Consider the following 18,997-nt stretch of genomic DNA (forward strand, 5'->3'; position numbering starts at 1 on the left):
TTGCGGCAGGGGGCGACTGGAGGCGGGGAAGGGGGCAACCAACTCGAGCGTGACGCCAGTTCGGCTCAATGCTCGTGTCCTGGAGTTTCGAGTGAACCTTCGCCACCTTCGCTGCTTCATCACGGTTGCCGAAGAACTGCATTTCGGGCGGGCCGCCGAACGACTGCATATCGAACAATCGCCGCTGTCTCGCGCCATCAAGAAGTTGGAATCCGATGTCGGCGCGCGGCTGTTCGAGCGCACGTCTCGCGGCGTGCAACTGACCTGGGCGGGAAAAGTGTTCATCGAGGATGCGCGTCGTATCCTCTTGGTGATCGAGCAGGCCAAGGGGAACGTCCGAGCCGCGGCCGCGGGCTTCCGCGGTCGGCTGCGAATCGCGCTTTCCGACGGCATTGCCCAGGCACGCTTGACGGCGTTGCTCGCGCTATGCCGGGAGGAGGAGCCGGATATCGAAATCCGACTTTTCGAGATGCCCCTGTCGCAGCAGTTGAAAGGGTTGAAGAACGATCTCTACGATGCAGGCTTCACCTTGTTCGACGGCCTCAAGGCGGACGTTGTCGCCCAGCCGGTCTGGCAAGACCCGATCGTCGTGACGATACCTCCGAGGCATCCTTTGCTTGCGCACAAGCGCGTCGCACTCAGGGAGGTCCTGAACTATCCGCTGGTGCTCTGCAATCCCGAGACGTGCGCGGGGTGCGACCAGCAACTGGAACGCCTGTTGCGTTCCATAGACTCCCAACCTCAAGTCGCGGAACGTGTCTCGACCACCGACCTGATGCTGACCTTGGTGGCGGCAGGTTACGGCGTCGGCTTCTCCAATGCGGCGTACGCCGCCTCCTGTCGTCATCCAGAAGTGGTTGTGCGTCCATTGGCCGATCCAAGCCTCGCCATCACCACGTTCTTGCTTCGTTCCAATGCGACGCCATCCGAGCAGTTGTCCCGCTTCATAGAGCGGGTGGTTCGCATAGGATCGAGACCCGCGACTCTGGCCAGTTGATCTTTGGCGATTCGGAAAGGATCCGCGCTCCGCCGCCTGCGCCGCGCCGGACAGAGTCGGTGTCGCAAAAAGTGCCGCGAAGGTGTTGCCAGGCGAGAGCTGTTAGTACATAATGCAGTCCTTCGCGGCACAATGAGAAGTAAAAATTGCTGCGTTATCAAGGAGTTAAAGCGGGGGTTTTAGTCTCGTTTCCCGCTCCAGATTCCTCGAAGCGCTTCGAAAGCGTTTTGAACCGGTCGGCGCAGTTGGCTCAGATCGGGGTGTTTCCGGCGCGATGGCAGAGTGGTTATGCAGCGGCCTGCAAAGCCGTGTACCCCGGTTCGATTCCGAGTCGCGCCTCCAGAACATTGCGGGAATAGCTCAGTTGGTAGAGCGCAACCTTGCCAAGGTTGAGGTCGCGAGTTCGAGACTCGTTTCCCGCTCCAATTTATGATCTACAGACTTCCACTGACGTCTGTAAGTCGTTGAAAGAAGGGGCGAAAGCCCCTTTTTTCATTCCAGCAAAAGCCACGGAAATCCACCAACAGCCAGCGTTTTTAAGGCCAAAATTAAGGCCAAAGAATGCGGGTGGCACCAGTTCCGGGTTGTTGCTGGGGTTGGATCGGGATGAGCAGCAGCATCAGGCCTAAGTCCATGACTTAGGAATTCGATGATGACACTCTCTGATCTGATGGTGCGGCAAGCTAGGGCCGCCGACAAAACCTACAACCTACCCGACACCGATGGCCTTGGCCTGGTGGTCGCCCCTACCGGGGGCAAATCGTGGCACCTGCGCTACTACTGGCTCGGCAAGCAAAAACGCATATCCCTGGGTAACTACCCCGAGGTCAGCCTGCGCGAGGCCCGTGCCTTGCGCGACGAAGCCCGGGCGCTTCTCGCCAAGGGCATCAACCCTCATCTTGATCGCAAGCAAAAGCGCCATGCCGTCAAGCTGGCATCGGATTTCACCTTCAAGGCCGTCTACGACGCCTGGGTTGAACACCGCTCGAAGGAACTCAAAACCGGCCGGAACAGCACGCTGTCGCAGATCAAGCGCATCTTCGGCAAGGATGTGCTGCCCACCCTGGGGAAGATGTCGATCTACGATATTCGTCGGCCTCAACTTCTCGGGGTTCTGGCAAGGATCGAGAAGCGCAAGGCCTTCACCACTGCCGAAAAGGTTCGCACCTGGCTGGGGCAGTTGTTCCGCTATGCCCTGGTCGTGGTCGAGGGCATGGAATCCAATCCGGCGACGGATCTGGACGTCGTGGCCGAACCCAAACCGCCAGTGACCCACAACCCCTACCTGCGGCTGCCTGAACTTCCCGAGTTCCTCCAAAGGCTCAGGCTCTACAACCCTCGTGGCTGGCAGACCCAGCTTGGCATCCGGTTGCTGTTCCTGACCGGTGTGCGTACGGGTGAGCTACGGCTTGCGACTCCGGATCAGTTCGACCTCGACCGCGGCCTCTGGATCATCCCTCCCGAAATCGTCAAGCAGCTCCAGGACGAGATGCGCAAGGCGGGCAAGCGGCCGCAGGACGTCCCCCCCTACATCGTGCCCCTGTCCTTGCAAGCAATCGAGATCGTGCGCTACCTGCTGGGCGTGATGCGGCCAGCGCAGAAGTACCTGCTGTCGCACCGCAGCGACCTCAAGAAACGCATCAGCGAGAACACCCTCAATGCAGCTTTGAAGCGCATGGGCTGCGAGGATCGGCTGACGGGCCACGGCATTCGCGGAACCATCTCCACGGCACTCAACGAGATTGGGTACCCGAAAATCTGGGTGGACGCCCAACTTTCGCACTCCGACCCGAACAAGGTCAGCTCGGCGTACAACCACGCCAAGTACGTGGAGCCGCGCCGACGGATGATGCAGGACTGGGCCGACCGTCTTGATTTGCTTGAACAGGACCAGGTGGAGGCTGCCGCCGTACACCTCACCATCCATATCGGCGGCGTGCCGGCCATGGTGGAAGCGCAGGAAGCCGCCCCCAGCGGCACCTCGGTTTCTGTGGCCCCAGTGTCGCCTGTGGCTGCGACTCCCATCCTCGTGACATCTACCTCCTCCCAAATCGCGTTCCAGCGCCTCTCGCAAGTTCCTCCGCCTCCCACGCGGGCACCAGAACCGGAAATTTCCGCCATCCAGCGCGAGCGCGAGGAAATGTTGGCCATGTACGAATCGCCCAGCAACCTGCCGGTCCCGCTGTTCGGCAAGCTGGCCGGGAAGTCCAAGGATCAGATCAACCGCGAGCTGAAGGCAGGCAAGCTGCTGTCCATCAGTCTGGGCAACCGCGGACAGCGTGTGCCCGACTGGCAGTTGGTGCCGCTCAAGCACAAGCTGGCCCAGGTACTCATGAACCAGTGCCCATATGCCGACTCATGGGAGCTGTACCGCATGCTGACCCGGCCCCACCCGGACCTGGGGGATCGCGCGGCTATCGATGTGGTCACCGCCACCAATGTGCCGGCCATTGTCCGCGCAATCATGGGGTCTCATCAGCCCCATGCGGGTGCGCACGAAGCCGCCGAATCACAATCCGTTCCCGAACAGGTGCGACAGAGCATTCGGCGGATGATGGAGGATGCCGTGGTCGTCGCGGGGTGAACTGCCTTGTCGGCTCGGTATGGATGCATCCTCTCTACACGGGACGCATTCATACCGGCCACCCACCTCATTCCTGCGCCTGGGCATGCAATCGAGCAATGAACCGTTCCAGTGGTGGCGCCAAGGCGACGTCGCTCGGGCGAAGCAAATAGGTGGTAATGACGGTTGACTCCACGGCCAAGGGCCGGGCAATGACATCCCGATGCTGACTGGACGCAAGGCTCGCGGCGGTGGTGAACCCTATCCCGTAGCCAGCTCCCACCAGCGTAAGCAGCATGTCGAGGGACGACGCACGTTCGACAATGCGCGGCTCACGGTGCAGCGGCCGCAGCAAACGCATCAGTTCTCGCCAGTATCCCTCACATACATGGGGATCGCACAGGATCAGTGGGTGGTCCGCGAGCTTGTGCAGCGGAATTGCCTTGTGTTCCAGTAGCTCGTGGCGGGCAGGCACGGCAACCAGCAAGGGATCGTGCCAGATCGGCTCGGCGACGATGCCTTCTCCCACATCAGCCGTGTGCGCCAATCCCGCCGTGAAGTCGCCGGAACGCAGGCCGCGAATTTGCTCTGCCAGGGGAACTTCGGACAGCCGCACCTCGATTTCGGGTTCTTCCTCTCGGCAACAAGCCAGAAAAGAAGACAGCCGGCGATCGACCGAACCGTCGGAAACCGCGATGCGCAGACACCCCTTCAGGCCAGACGCGATGGTCCTGGCGTTCTCCTTCGCATTCTCCAGAACGGTGAACAACCGGCGGACATCCTGCAAAAATGCCGCGCCGGCTGGTGTCAGCTGAGTTCCACGACGATCACGATCAAAAAGGGTCACGCCCAGATCATCTTCCAGCTCCTTGATTGTTCTCGACAGCGGCGGTTGCTCGATATGCAGACGTTCGGCTGCGCGGGTGAAATGTAGTTCTTCGGCCAGGGCAAGAAAGCACTTGAGGTGTCGTAGCTCCATGTGGGCAATGTTCCGATCGATCGTTGCATCTTCAAACTTCAGGCTCCGTGACTGCCGCGACAGCGGTGCGTGAATGAATGGGCGATGTGCGCGGTATGCACACTGCCGTCAGTACCTCACGGTCCAACCATGCGTATCGAACCTCCACGCAGGCTCCACCTCGCCACGATCCACACCAGTCCTCAGTCAATCGCAGTACGAGTGCCTTGGCTTGGCAGGAAATGATTTCGGCGGCATGGAAGTCTTTGTATTGGCGCGAGAATGGATAAAGCGCCTTGTAAAGAGCCTCCTTGGCGGAAAACAGAAGCGTCAAAGATCGAGCGCGGCAGGGAATGTTTCGCTCCAGGCAAACCCGTTCGCTTTCACGGCCGACGCTGTGCCATATGTCCTGCGCGACATCGGCATCGATCAACGTCTCCACATCGATGCCCAAGGCATGGAATCTGGAGGCTGGCGCCGCCATGGCGACGGCCACCGACGCGCAATGACTGATGCTGCCGAGGATCCCAGGGGGCCAGATGGGAAGTCGATCTTGCGCGGGCAATGGAAACTCGGCATCGACCCCCATCTCCGATAACGAATGGAAGGCACAAAGCCGCCCTGCAAGGAATTCCCTTCGCCGCTTGTGACTCATGCCCGTCACCATGGACTGCCCCAGCCAACTCGTCGGGGAAAGCCCAAGGACATTCATCGACGTCCGGCCGGTTGGCAGTGCCAGCCCGGACAGTCTGATGTCAGGCGACAATTCCAGAAGATCGGCCAGTCCGGGAATCCATGCCGTCATGCGGCTGTCGGGACAAGGGAATGCGGGAGCAATGTTTCAATGCTCCTTCGAGGAAATCAGGTAGGGGCCGACGGATGTCAGCTTTTCGCAGGTTTCCTCCCACTCGCGCTCTGGCGTCGAATGCGGCACCAGCCCCGCTCCGGCCTGTAGCCAGGCACGGCCTGCATCTCGATACGCAGAACGAAGCACCAGGGCCGCATCCAGCGAACCGTCGCTGTCGGCGATCAGCACGCAGCCGCTGTAAAGCCCCCGCGCGCGGCCCTCATGCCTGTTGATGCTTTCCAGTGCTTCCCTCTTCGGGATACCGGATGCCGTGACAGCGGGAAACAGCTTCTCGAATGCAGTCCAAGCGCTGGCACCAGGGGTTAGAACGCCCTTCACATGCGACGCCAGATGCTGCACGCTGCCGCGCTCCTGGACGGTCATGAACTCGTCCACGACGACAGATTCGGCCTGGCATGCCTGCAGCATTTCCTGGACGGCGAGCTTCACCGAAACCGCATGCTCCGCGATCTCCTTCACATCCGATTCCAGTTCTTTGCGCAACTGCTGATCTTTCTCCGGCGCACCTGTCAATGCGCGGGTTCCAGCCAAAGGCTGAGTCGTTACGTTGCGCTCAGCATCAACGGTCACGACGATCTCAGGGCTGAAGCCATAGGCCTGGAACTCGCCATCTTTCAAAAGGAATGATCGGGCCGGCGTATTGGATTTGCGCCCGGCGTAGTAGCTGGCCACCATATCCACCGCGGACGGAATTTCCACAGCGCGGGAGAGGATGACTTTCTGATACCGACCCTGTCGCATGTCCTGTACCGCCGAAGCCACGATATCGCGGTACTGCACACCCCCCGTAGAGCGCACGTCCAGAGCGATTGGCGAATCGACTCGTGGAAGCCCGTTCCTTTCGGCCGTTTGTACGATCGCCACCAGCCGAGGCATTTCTGCGCTGTCCAGCGTGCGCAGTTGTACAGTTCCAAGTCGAATGCGGATTTCGCTTTTCGGTATGACGATGGTGAGCAAGGGGCCCGAGCTGTACGGATTGTCCAGACCATACGTTAGATAGGCGAACTCGAAATCGGCACGGCCATAAGCACGCCAGTTATCGAACGGGATGTCGGCCAGGGCCTGTTCGATGCTCTCGCTGACAGACGCTGATCGCCACGACCTCCCATCACTGCTGCGAACCGTTCCATCCGCATCCACCGTGATCCGCATGGCGCATTCCAGACCCAATGTCCATTCGCCGTGACGTTCGTACAAGACGTAGTTGCTGGCTTCGTGCCGAATGACTTCGGCTACTTTGACTGCCAACTCGAACGGCGGCGCATCCGTTGTCATCGTCTCCTGCAGGTAACTCGATGGCTCGGCATTCGGAGAAGCTGAGGCACGTTGGAGGGCGACCGCGACCAGGCGTCGCTTGTCGACCTTCTTGGCTGCGGTCAGGGGCCATTCGGAGATGGTTTCGATCTGATCCGGCACCTTGTAGTCGCTCAAACCACCTTCGCGCAGCGCCGTCCTGATGTGCAGAGGATCGATCGTCTGACCGCCTTCCGGCTTGATGAAAACGCAGATGCGTTCGCCCAGCAGTTCGTCTGGAACACCGACCGCGGCGGCGGCATGGACGCCGTGAAGCAAACTGATCGCCTCTTCGATCTCGGCCGCAGAAATTTTTTCGCCGCAGCGGTTGATCTGTTCCTTGATGCGACCTTCCACAATCAGATTGCCATTCGCGTCACGACGTACCAGGTCGCCGGAACGGTAAAAGCCATCCTCGGTGAAACTGGACGCGTTCTGTACTGGTGCCCGGAAGTAGCCACGAATCGTGTACGGACCTCGGGTCAGCAACTGCCCGACTTGACCTTCAGGAACGTCATGGTCGTCCTCATCGACGATTCGAACCTCATCTTCGGGGGACAAGGGGCGCCCCTGGGTCTGGATGATCGTGTCCAGCGGATCGTCCAGGCGCGTGTAGCACAGCAGCCCCTCGGCCATGCCAAAGACCTGCTGCAATTTGCAGCCGATGACATCGACCAGTTGCCGGGCCAATCCCGCCTCCAGACGGGCACCGCCCACCTGTATCAGCTTGAGGCTGGATAGGTCACTGTCCTCCCATTCGCGGCCTTCCACCCACAGCTTGGCCAGCGGCGGCACCAGCGCCACATGCGTCACCTTGTACTTCTCGATCAGCGGCATGGCTTCATCGCAACTGGCAGAGACCGATGTCACGACGGTGCCGCCGCACTGAAAGGTTCCGAGCACACCCGGAGATGCGAGCGTGAAGTTGTGCGCGGCCGGAAGCACCGCCAGGAACACCATCTCCCGATCGAATCCACACAGTCTGGCGGAAGCGGTGAAGTTGTAGAAATAGTCCCCATGGGTGCGGGGAATCAGCTTTGGCGTTCCCGTTGTACCGCCCGAAAGCAGCAGCACGGCGGTGTCGCGCCCATCCTGCTCGGTCCAGGGGCATGCGGAACCCTGGAGTGCAGTCAGGAGCTGGACGTTGCGTGTTTCGTGCTCGACGTCCCCATCCATTACAACCAACCGGAGACTCTCATGCTTGGCCTGCATGCGTTGTGCCAGCGCCAGATAGTCATGTTCGCCAACATCATCGGGAATGAAGTAGGCCGTCGGTTGCGCCAGGGCCATCAATGCATCGATGTCCTGCTCCCGTTGATTGGGCATTGCCATCACGGGGATAACCCCCACACGCAGGAGCGCGAAGAACGAATAGAAGAAGCCGAAGGTGTTGGGCATATGCACCATGGCATGGTCGCCAGCACGCAGGCCCGCAGCGTACAAGCCACTGGCAATGCGCTCGACACGTTCGTGCAACTGCGCGTAGGTCAGGCTTTCGCCCGTCTCATTGATCAGCGCGATTCGGTCGCCGTAGTTGCGTGCCCACTGCGCAAGACAATGCCCAAGAGGCATGAATTTTTCGCATGTGCTCATGCGCGATTCGGAAATGTCGGCTTTCATCACAATCTCCTTCATTTGAAAGCGCACGTCGCTGAGTGCGCGGAATGCGGTTCAAAACGCCGTCTGATGTGCTCCAGAAAGGCTCTCGGGCGACGAGTGACATAAAAGTGTTCGCCAGCGATGGCTACCGGCCCATCGACGTCGGATAGCCAGCATTTCCATGCTTCGACTTCCGATCGCCAGGCCTCCTGGTCTGCGCTGCCGTAGATCAACAACGCCGGCGTTTGCAGTCGCCGGCGTTCCCCCGGTTTCTGGGGGGGATGCCAATAGCTTTCGGTTGCCTTGAAATCCGCCCGCAGCATCGGCATGAACACAGGCCACAATCCCGGCTCGTTCAACAGTTCCTGTGCGTTTCCACCAATGGCGACCAATTGCTCAAGGAATGCGCGATCTTCAAGGTGGCTGATGAGGCGTCGGCCATGCAGGTGCGGCGCATGGCAGCCGGACAGAACCAGGCCGAGCGGCGCCGAGCCGCGCTGTTCCAGCCGGACGCAAACCTCGTAGGCCACCTGGGCGCCCATGCTGTGACCGGCGACCACGAGTTGCTGTTGGGTGATCTGATGCGTGTCGATGGCCATCAGAACCTGATCGGCCAGTTCGTCGATACTTGCCGCGCAGGCCTCGTTCATTCGTTGATCGCGTCCGGGATAGACCGCCAACCAGACCTGCCAGCCACAAGGTCGCAGATCGCGCCAACTGCGGAACGCGTTCGCACTCCCGCCCGCGAAGGGGCACAGCACGAGATGGATATCCTCTGCGCAGGGTTCGCTTGTTGCGCACAACGGCATCAGGTCAGCCATCCATGCCTCCTGCGCTTCCGTGATCCGTCTGCACCTCGTCCCAGGTCACGACTTGGGGTGGCGACAGGCGTCGCTCCTCCGCAGGCGGAACAACGCGCAGGACGTCGAGCCAAAGACGCGCCAGAGCCAACTGGTATGCGGGATCGAAGCCCGTCGGTACGCGCTCGCCGTCCAGAACCTGGCAGAGGGTCTGCAGAACGCCGGCAACGCCAGCCGCGCCATCGACCTCAAAGGCATCCCGCCAGGTGGCGGGCGCATCGTGCAGCACCGCGCAGGTCGGACGCGCATAGACGGCCTCGGCCGGTGCATAGCGATACATCGTGCGTTCCTGGCTGTCGTGCTGCGCGTCGTGGAAATGACCTGTCCACAGCACCGGCCCGTAGCTTGCTTCCAGCGTGAGATAGCCCGCAGGCCACATCAGACTGGCCTGGTGCATCACCAGACTGTGCATGTCGGGATCGGACGGATCGAGAAAGGCTTGCAGGCGCAGTACCGCCCGGCATCCACCCGGCAGCGCCAGGCTCACGGGCACGAAGTGCGCGTCAGCGCCATCCAGCGGATGAACCTGTACTTGGCCGCCATCAGGGATGCCGCAGGCTTGCAGCAGCAGATCCAGCGTCGAATACAACAACTGGCGACTGGTCGTCAGATGCGCCGCGCATGGCATCTCGCCGCCAAGGAGCTGCATGACATGGGTTGCCCGCTCTATCCAGCAACGGCCTGCCGGCACGTGCGGATAGAAGCTGTTGACCCAGTACCGCAGACCACGCTGTTCGGCGAGTTTCTGGAGCCGTTCGACATCATCGGGATGCAAGGGGTGTTCCTGCACCACATGAATGCCACGGTTCAACAGTTCAGCAGCCAGTTGACTGCCTTCGCCCTGGGCTACCGTGGATCGAACCACCACGCAGGCAATGTCGATGTCTTCGGGAAGCTGCTCCAGATGGGTATAGAGCGGAATGCCAAAGTCGTGCGCCAGTTGTTGCGCTCTCCGGCTGCCTCGGGCCAGCAGGCCTGCCAACTGAAGGCCGGGCCGGGACTGAAGGAAAGCATTGAGATACACCTCGCCGAACTTCGCGCCGACGACCACGACGCGCCGGCTCTTGCTGGGATTGGAGCGGATCATTTCGTGGACTCCGCGCAGTTCGTGCTGGAAAGCCACCGCTGAACATCGCCAGCCAGCGCAACGGCGATGTCCGCATCCGCCATGAGTTGCCAGTGCGTGGCCGTCACGGTCAGGGTTTGCGCGTGTGCCTTCCAATCCGCCCATTCGCGCACCGCCGGTGTCCAGTGATCCGGGTGACGGTCTGCCTCGATCCACAGGATGGGAGCCGGAATGGATCGCCCGATGCGGTGCTCCGCCAGCAGGTTCAGCAAACGGAAAATGCGCGTCAGCCACTGCCGCGCGACATCCGTGGGCATTGCCTCGGCGATGACGCCCGCCTGAACTGCACCGACAACGAACGCTTCGATGCGGGCCGACTCGTCCAGTGCCTCCCAGTTTTCTGGCAGGACGATCTGGTGTTCGCCTGCCAGCATCACCATCAGTGCAGACAGGTCCTCGACCGCGAAGTCGGCCCCGTACACCGGGTCTATCAACACCAGGCGAACGGCCTTGCCGCGACCATGCAGCATGCGTGCGACCTCGGCAGCGACTGCGGCCCCGTAAGACCATCCCACCAGAACGTGTGGCTCCCTGCCGAGCTTCGTCCTCATCGCGTGCAGGTAGCCGGAGGCCAGGGCCTGCAGGCTGTCGACTTCAATCTGTTCCGGAGCCTGCAAGCCCCACACCTGGGCATCCAATGCCCCGGCAAACGACATGTACGAAGCCACGCCGCCATCTGAGGCATGAAAGACGAACACGCGTTCGTGCGTATGCCCTTGCGTCAAGGGTACGAGAACATTCTTCATATCCGGTCTCCTGATTCCTTCGAGCGTGGCGCAGAAAGCCGCCAAGGTGCGATGGGCGAACAGCGCTTGCAGGCTGGCGCCCGCAACGCCCATGCGGTTGAGCTGGGCGATGACCCGCGTAGCGATCAGGCTGTCGCCGCCGCTATGGAAGAAGTCGCTTTCCGGACCCACCGGCCTGCCGAGGAAGGCCTGCCATACCTGCGCGACGCTATTGATCAGCGCATCGTCCGGTGCTTCGCGGGCGTTGGACGACATGGCTGCGCCGTCGACCGCTGGCTGCGTGCTCGTCTCGGCTACGGCTACGGCTGCGGCTGCGGTCAGGGCCCGCGCGCCAGCAGGGGCACCGATGGCGAACATCTGCTGAGGCTCGCTTTGCCGCACTTCGACATCCGGCAGCGTCTCGCCAAAATGCCGCACCAGCGACTGCCTGATCGCCTGGCAATCGACGTGGGCGGCGCGTACCAGGCGGGCCACGATCACATGCTGATGGAGGGGGGAGTCCGCGGTTTCCGGCCAGGCCAGTTCGAGCGAGAAGCCGCTGCCTTGCAACGCCTCGCGCCACTGGGCCAGATTCAGCATGGCCCGGTCATCGATGATCCGGTGATCCTGGTAGTTGCCCAGCCCTTCGATGAAGCCCACGCTGGCCATCTGCAACAGGCTGTCCCGGTGAGTGGCCTCGATCAGCACCAGACGGGCGCCTGGCTTCATCAGGCTGCCGATACGGCGCAGCGACCGTACGACGTGGCTGGCGTCGTGCATGACCTGTGCGGCAACCACGAGGTCATGGCTTTCGGCCGGGTACGTCGCGTAGTCGACCGGCTGGTTGATGTCGAAAATGCCGTAGGTCAGTTCGCCGCGCCCAGTGAATCGCTTGCGTGCTTCATCCAGGAAGAACGTCGAGACATCGGTGAAGTGATAGGTGTCCAGGCGGTGGCCAAGTGCTTCCAGCACGGTGCCCGTGGTGGCTCCGGTGCCGGCACCAACCTCCATGACGCGCAGGCGGCGCTCCGGCCGGAACGACTGTCCCAGCCTCCGCACGATATGCGCCACGTTGCGGATCACGCATTGCGCAGCCGGGTTCTGCGCATAAAGTGCTCGCGTGATCGCGTAGTCATCGGCAAAGAACAGTTCCAGGGCCGAGCAAGTGCCTTGCAGCAATTGCGCATGCCGCTCCACGCTGCGATCCAGGTAGTGAGCCAGCGTGTCGCCCCAGGCGCTGGGTGGCATGGCTGGCGGGGCCGGCATGTCATTCAAGGGCCGCAGGCACACGAAGTTCCCATCGTCCTGGCTCAGCCAGCCCGCCGTCGTCAGCGCCCGAAGCCATTGGCGCACGATGCGCTCGAACTGCGGCAGCACTTGCAGGCGTCGGTAGATGGCCTCCAGTGTCACCGCCTGGCGTTCCTGCACGAACAGGCCATGGTTCGCCAGGGTGCTGGCAATACCGTGCAGCGCACGGGTTTCCAGCGCCTGCCACACCGCATCGAAGTGGCTCTGCTCGGCTGGCTCCAGGCCTGCCAATTCCGGCAGAACCCCCAGATCAGGCTCCGTGAAACCGGCCGGGTCGTAGCTGCGAGGTTTCGCCACCACCTTGACCAGCAGATTGCCGCCAACGCCATCGTGCTCGGCATCGGCCTGAAAGACGCCCTCCTGCCGGAGTGCGACGGCCTCGATTTCTCTCGGATCGACACGGCTTTCGGCCGCGAACCACGTGTGGCGCGCGAAAGGCAAAGGCTCAGCTTGCCCCTCGGCGTGTTTCCATATTCCGGGCTGCTGCATACGCTGGGGAGCGCTCGCCACCGCCTTCAATACGGCATGAAAATCCCTGAACATGGCCTGTGCGGCGCCTTCGGCCAACACCTCGTCCATGCAGTACCAACTGAACACCAGTTCCCCGTCGATCTCCATCACCTGGTGATCCAGCCACACCTGTGGGGTCTGCGTGAACACATGCACGGGGTCGCCCAGCAGGCTGGTCATGGCCTGATCGATGTCCAGCCCATCCAGCGTCATGCCCAGCATGCTCGTGAATACCACCGGCATCAGCGGTTGATGCGATTGCCCACGAATGCGGCCTACCTCCCGCAGCAGTTCGACGCCGTTCACCTGGCTGTGTGCCAGGTGCTGACGCAAGCGCCGCTGGGTTTGCTCGATGCGCTCGCGCAGGGTGCGGGATTCATCGCTCAGATCGAAATCGACCAGCAGCACCGAGGTGAAGTCGCCAATCAACTGGCTCATCTGCGGGTGCACGGGACGCCGATTGAAGAAGGTGAGGTTCAGGGTGAAGCTCGGCCAGCGTGCCCAGCGCTCCAGCGTCACGGCGAACAGCGTCATCAACGCAGCCGAAGGGGTCACCCCCCAGGATCGCCATTCCTCCTTCAAGTCCGTCCAGCTCTGGCGATCCAGAGTCGCCTGGTAGGTCGTGAAACTGGGTTGGTGGCCATCCGGATCGCCATCGGACAGCGGCAAGCTCGGCGCAGGCGGAAGTTCAGCCAGCAAGTCCTGCCAGTAGCACCAGGACCTGAGCCAATCCTCGGTCTGGCGACGTGCCTGTTCGCCGAGCACGTAGTCGCGGAAGGTGATCTGCAACGGCTCCGGACTGCCACCCCGGTAGAAGGCCGCCAAGTCGTCCATCATGACCTTGAAGCTCTGCACGTCGAACAGCAGCAGATCCAGGTTCATGTGCAGCCGGTAGCGTTCGCCGTCCAGCTCCGACGCGATCAGTTCGAACAGCGGCCAACGCTCTGCCGGCAGGACACGGTAGGACAGCTCTTGCCGGGTTTGTGCCAGCGTCCGTTCCTGTTCGTCGGCGGAAAGCGCGGACAGGTTGCGGCGCTCGATGCGGTACTCGGGGACATGTTCCAGAATCCGCTGCTGGCCATCGTCGCCAATCACCATGCGGAGCATGTCGTGACGCTGTATCAGCGCATTCCAGGCCTGCTCAAGACGCTCCAGGTCGAACTGGTCATGGCGCAGGTCCCACTCGAACAGCACATGGCAGGCCACGCCGCCGTAGTCGATCAGGCTGGTGCGTCCCAACCAGTACGCATGCTGGATCGGCGTCAGCGGGAATGGCTGGAAGCGACCGGCCGCATCGTGATGCAGCAGCGTCGGTTGCGGCGGCCCCTCGGTGGCTTGCGCCGCTTGCCTGGCGATCAATCGGCTCAGGCCTGCGATCGTCATCTCCCGATAGGCTTGTTCGGCGTCGATGCGTACCCCCAGGCGGCGCTGGATGGTGCTGCTCAGTTCCAGGAACAACAGCGAATCCAGCCCCAGTTGCACCAGATCGCGTTTGGCCGAGAGCCGCGATGGGTCGTCCAGCCTCAGTTGAGCCGCAATCTGCGCTGCCAACCACTGCGCCACCGCGCCGGCATCTGCCAGTTGGTCCGCCAGCAGGTCCGGAGCCTGCGCTTGCGCGGCCTTGGCGGGCTTGCCTGCCACCGGCACCGCAGGCTGCCGCGCCGTCTCGCGCAGGAGGCCCAGCAACTGCTTGCGGCCATCATCCAGATGCTCGGGCAACACCCGCATCGCCAGGCGGTAGGGCGCCCCGCGCGACAGTGCCTGCTCCAGATGCCATAGGCCTTCGGCATCGCTCAGTACCCCCATGCCGTCCTGCGCGAGAGCTGCCTGTAATGCTTCGTCGGCCGCACGTCCGGTTTCGCCCCAGGCGCCCCAGCCGATGGCGATCACCTTGACCGGGCTTTCATCACCCCAGGCGGCGGCTTCATACGCCAGGCCATCCAGATAGGCGCTCGCCAAGGCATGGCCGGCCTGTCCCGCACTGCCCAGGGCGGCGGCGGCCGATGAGTACAGCAGCAGGTAGGGCCTGCCACCGGCCCGGCTCAGTCTCTCGTACAGATGCCGCGCCGCGTGAGCCTTGACCGCCAGCACGGGCGCAAGGCGACGGGCATCCCAGGACGAGATCGGTCCATCGTCGAGCACGCCTGCGGCATGCACGATACCGGCCAGCCCGCCGTCAGCCGCCAGGCGATCCAGCGCACGATCGAGATCGGCCAGATCGGCAACGTCGCAGACCACGCACGTCGCCAAGACCGCATAGCGCTGTCGCAGCCTGGCGATGAAGTCAGCGGCGTCCTCCTGCTGCCGATGCGCAAGCAATGCGATTCGACCTGCGCCGCGACTGGCCAGCCATTCAGCCGTCAATCGACCCAGGCCGCCCAACCCGCCCGTCACCACGTGCCAGCCGTCACTTCGCAAGCTGTGTTCATTCAGCGCGGGAGCGGCAAAACGGTGCGGCTGTAGTCGCGGCGCCCATGCATGGCCTGCGCGCACGGCCACCCACTGTCCGGATTTCTCCGCCGCATGCAGGCCAACGACCAGATCCTGCCAAGGCGCGTCCACTGCGAGATCGACCGTCAGGATGGAACGCGTGGCCGCTGCTGGGGCAGCAAACTCGACCGACGCGGTGCGTGCCAGCCCCCAGACAGCATGATGAGCCGCACTGACGTTCTCGTCGCCGGCCATCGGCCATGCCGCCCGCGTGACCACCACAATGCGGCTGCCATCCTGGCCCGAGGCTTCTTGAATTGCACCGAGCACGGTTTCGGCAACGCCATCCAGGCCGGCGTGTTCCGGAAGCAGCACCAGCATGTCCCCGGCATCCTCATCCAGGGTGACGCCCACCTGAGCCAGTTCGGACACCAGGCCGGCGTCCATTTCCCCGAACACTCGCAGCCGCCTGCCGACGACGGCATCCGTCGCCCGGCCAAGCGGGTCCCAGCACCAGTCGTAGTGCGTGTCTGGCGTTGCGGAGAGCTTCGGCAGGCCGTCTTCGTCACCACCGGGGGACGCCAGTGGGCTCTGCCAGAGGCCATTCGGCCCAAGCAGCGTCAGGTCGATGCTCGGCGGCTGATTCAGCCGGGCCTGCCATTGCAGGCGAACCAGTCCCAACCAGTCCGGTGCCCGTGGTGGAACAGCGATCGCGGGCACATGCCTGCCATCGCCGTGGCGACGGGCCATTTCACGACTGGCCTCGCCAACTCGGTCAAGCCATTGACTGTCCTGCCCAGCGCAGTCGGACCAATCCGCCAGATAGCTGCCGTCGTTGGCGAGCGCCTGGCCCAATACGCCAGAGCCAAGCCGCATCGGCGCGGACTGCGCAGCGGACGCGCCGGGTGCCGTCGCCAGCACGATGTGCTCGCTCATGCCGGACGTGGCGGCGCCGTCGTCCGGGAGCCATTCGACGGTGGCGAAGCCGGCAGCAAGACATTGATCGCGCCAGTGCGCCGTGCTCAGGAACAGTTCGCCGCCACGGGCCTGCTCATCATGCAACGGCAGAACCAGCGGCCCGAACACGAAATCGAACAGGCGCATGGGCCGGGTGATCTCGCGCATCAGCAAACGGCCACCCGGCTTGAGCAAGGGCAGCAGGTTCGCCAGCGCATCCCCCACGTGCTGCGTGGCGTGAATGACGTTGGCAGCCACGATCAGGTCGAAATCGCCTGCCGCGAACCCTTGGGCCTCGGCACTTTGCTGAAGATCGAACTCCCGGTACTCGACGAAGCCGTAGTCGGCGAACTTCTGCTCGGCGCGGCGGGTGAAAATCGGCGAGATGTCCGTGAACACATAGTGCACGTCCGGCTGGCTGGACAGCGCCGGCAGTACCCACGCAGTGGTGCCGCCCGTGCCGCCACCCACCTCCAGCACCCGGTATGGCGGCAGCGGTTCGCCGGGTTCGCCGCGGCTGCGCACCAGATCGGCGACCACACCCGCAGCGATCTGATTGAAATAGCGCCCGAAGCTGAAATCCTGATACAGAACTTCCACGCCGCTGGAGGCACCCTCCGGGAAGATCACGGCGACGGGTTCGATCGCACCGCTCATCATCTCGTACAGGCTGTCGCCCGCGCGCTGCACGGTTTCCGCGATGACGTCCAGGCCCTCGCAGTAGCTTTTCAGTTCGGCGAGCAGTTGCGCATGCGCTGCATGCGGCGCGGCAACCCGCGTGCAGTAGCGCTCGTCCTGTTGTTGCAGGTAGCCGTCTTCGGTGCAGGCGTTGAGCAGCCGTACCAGCAATTGGCGATGTCGGGGCAGAAGCCGTCCATCGCGCAGGATATCCAGTGCCGTCACGCCCAGGTCGATGCGCTCACCCACGCAGCGGCGCAGCAACCGGTCGACATAGATGGCATGCAGTTTGACCACGCATCCATACAGGGCCTCCAGGCGCGGCAAATCCAGCTCGCGTGCTTCGCGCGTCACGACATTGCGCGCAGTCGGCAGTTGCGTGCCGTGCGACAACTGAGGCGCCGCGTTCGCCGCTGCGGCTGCGGTTGCTTCACGCCAGTAGCGATGGTGTTCAAAGGGATACAGCGGGGCATGGCATTTACGTCCCGAGCCACGCAGCAACTGCGGCCAGGGCAGATCGACGCCCGCGACGAACAGTTGCATCAGGGCCTGGCGCAGCGGTTGCCGTGCGGACTGGTTGCGGCGGGCGCTGGCGATCCAGTGGGCGCCATCGCCCATCTCCCGCTGCCCGATACCGGCCAAGGGCGCATCCGGCCCCATTTCCAGGAACAGGCCCGCACCGTCGTCGATGGCCTTGCGCAGGCATTGGACGAAGCGCACCGGGTTGCGCATGTGCCGCGGCCAGAAGTCCGGCTGATTCAGTAGTGCGGCATCCACCAGCTCGCCAGTCAGGCCGGAGATCAGCGCGATGTCGCCCTGTCTTGCCTGCAGCGCGCCCGCAGCCTGCCGGAACTCCGGCAGGATCGGGTCGAGCATCCGCGAATGTGCCGCGCCCGTGACCGCCAGCGGATTGCTGCGCACGCCCATGCCTTCGAGTTCGGCGGCCAGTTTGCCGATCAGGTCGCGTTCGCCGGAGAAGACCAGGTGACGCTCACCGTTGCAGGCCGCAAGGTCGAGGCCCAGCCGCACGGCAACCGGCATGACTTGCGCCTCGTCGGCAAAGACCGAAAGCATGGCGCCACCGCGGCAGCGATCCATCAGTGCGCCACGCCGCCGCACCAGCGGCATGACCTGCTCGTGGCTGTAATAGCCGGCCACGACCGCCGCCGCGAACTCACCGACCGAATGACCCAGCACCATGTCCGGCGCCATCCCCAAGGCCTGCCAATGCGCAGCCATCGCCAGTTCGAAGGCGACGATGGCGGGCTGTGCGTACTCCATGCGCTGGAGCAAATCGCTGTCCGGCTCCACCAGCGCCGTTCGCAATTGCTCGGCGAAAGCACTATCCAGGGTCTGGAACGCCGCCAAGCAGCGATCCAGGCCTTGGGCAAAGGCGGGGGAGGAGTGGTACCAGTCGCGTGCCATGCCGGGCCACTGCGACCCCTGGCCGGTGAAAAGCCATGCCCGTTTGCCTGCTTCGCCTTGGCCGGCCTGGATAAGAATGTCGTCCTCGCCCTGGGCGAAGGCGTTCAAGGCATCCACCGTCTCACCGCATACGGGCACGGCCAGCCGCCAAGGCATGTCGAGCAAGCGGCCCGTCAGCGCCGTATGGGCCACGTCTGCGACAGGCTGGGTTTGCAATGCCTGTGCATAGGCACCGGCCAGGCGCCGCAACGCGCCTTCGTTGTTCGCGCTCAGCAGCAGCACGTCCTCATCAGCGCCATGGGGCTGCCCATTCTCGGGCTGATGCACCGAACGCAGGGCCTGCGGCAAGGACGCCACGACCATATGGCAGTTGGTGCCGCCGATCCCGAAGGACGAGACGCCTGCGATGCGAACCGGCGCCTCCCAGGGCTGGGCCTCGCGCGGCACGTAGAAAGGACCGTCTTCCAGGTGCAAGGCCGGATTGGCCTGCTGGAAGTTCACGCATGGCGGGATCGCGCCGCGCTCGACCGCCAGCACCGCCTTGAGGAAGCTGGCGATGCCGGCAGCCGTATCCAGGTGTCCCATGTTGCTCTTGACCGAGCCCAGCGCGCAGGCGGGCCCTTGGCCGGCGGGATGGAATACACCCTGCAGCGCCTGCAGTTCGATCGAATCGCCCAGTGGAGTGGCCGTCCCGTGGGCC

General features: G+C 63.1%; 8 protein-coding genes and 2 tRNA genes. 4 read left to right on the plus strand and 6 right to left on the minus strand.

Going from position 1 to position 18,997, the window contains the following annotated elements; translation table 11 throughout:
- The 4 genes from GPA21_RS12890 to GPA21_RS12905 all read left to right on the plus strand — a co-directional run.
- Window positions 1-997, plus strand: a 997-nt coding sequence (locus GPA21_RS12890; protein WP_425483701.1) for a LysR family transcriptional regulator, incomplete at its 5' end; no start/stop codon positions are given.
- 268 nt (window positions 998-1,265) lie between these two features.
- A tRNA-Cys gene (locus GPA21_RS12895) sits at window positions 1,266-1,339 on the plus strand.
- Between the two features lie 7 nt (window positions 1,340-1,346).
- A tRNA-Gly gene (locus GPA21_RS12900) sits at window positions 1,347-1,422 on the plus strand.
- A 245-nt stretch (window positions 1,423-1,667) separates the two neighbouring features.
- Entirely contained in the window at window positions 1,668-3,581 is a 1,914-nt protein-coding gene (locus tag GPA21_RS12905) for a tyrosine-type recombinase/integrase (RefSeq protein WP_425483702.1), read from the plus strand.
- A gap of 67 nt (window positions 3,582-3,648) precedes the next feature.
- Here GPA21_RS12905 and GPA21_RS12910 read toward each other — a convergent pair whose 3' ends face one another.
- The 6 genes from GPA21_RS12910 to GPA21_RS12935 form a co-directional block, all read right to left on the minus strand.
- Window positions 3,649-4,539, minus strand: coding sequence for a LysR family transcriptional regulator (locus GPA21_RS12910; protein WP_168988559.1), 891 nt, complete (start codon window positions 4,537-4,539; stop codon window positions 3,649-3,651).
- Between the two features lie 31 nt (window positions 4,540-4,570).
- Window positions 4,571-5,323, minus strand: coding sequence for a 4'-phosphopantetheinyl transferase family protein (locus GPA21_RS12915; protein ID WP_168988560.1), 753 nt, complete (start codon window positions 5,321-5,323; stop codon window positions 4,571-4,573).
- A 36-nt stretch (window positions 5,324-5,359) separates the two neighbouring features.
- Window positions 5,360-8,299: a salicylate synthase gene (locus GPA21_RS21190; protein WP_211163578.1), complete on the minus strand. Its 2,940-nt coding sequence runs from the start codon at window positions 8,297-8,299 to the stop codon at window positions 5,360-5,362.
- Window positions 8,300-8,310: 11 nt separating this feature from the next.
- Complete coding sequence (locus GPA21_RS12925) at window positions 8,311-9,099, minus strand: thioesterase II family protein (protein WP_211163579.1); 789 nt, start codon at window positions 9,097-9,099, stop codon at window positions 8,311-8,313.
- Window positions 9,092-10,225, minus strand: a complete 1,134-nt coding sequence (locus GPA21_RS12930) for a Gfo/Idh/MocA family oxidoreductase (RefSeq protein WP_168988561.1) — start codon at window positions 10,223-10,225, stop codon at window positions 9,092-9,094. The genes GPA21_RS12925 and GPA21_RS12930 overlap by 8 nt, the downstream gene beginning before the upstream one ends.
- The coding region (locus GPA21_RS12935) for an SDR family NAD(P)-dependent oxidoreductase (RefSeq protein WP_168988562.1) at window positions 10,222-18,997 on the minus strand (8,776 nt) is incomplete at its 5' end. The genes GPA21_RS12935 and GPA21_RS12930, both read right to left, overlap by 4 nt.

This window comes from Azoarcus taiwanensis (assembly GCF_012910885.1).
Classification (GTDB): Bacteria; Pseudomonadota; Gammaproteobacteria; order Burkholderiales; family Rhodocyclaceae; genus Azoarcus_F; species Azoarcus_F taiwanensis.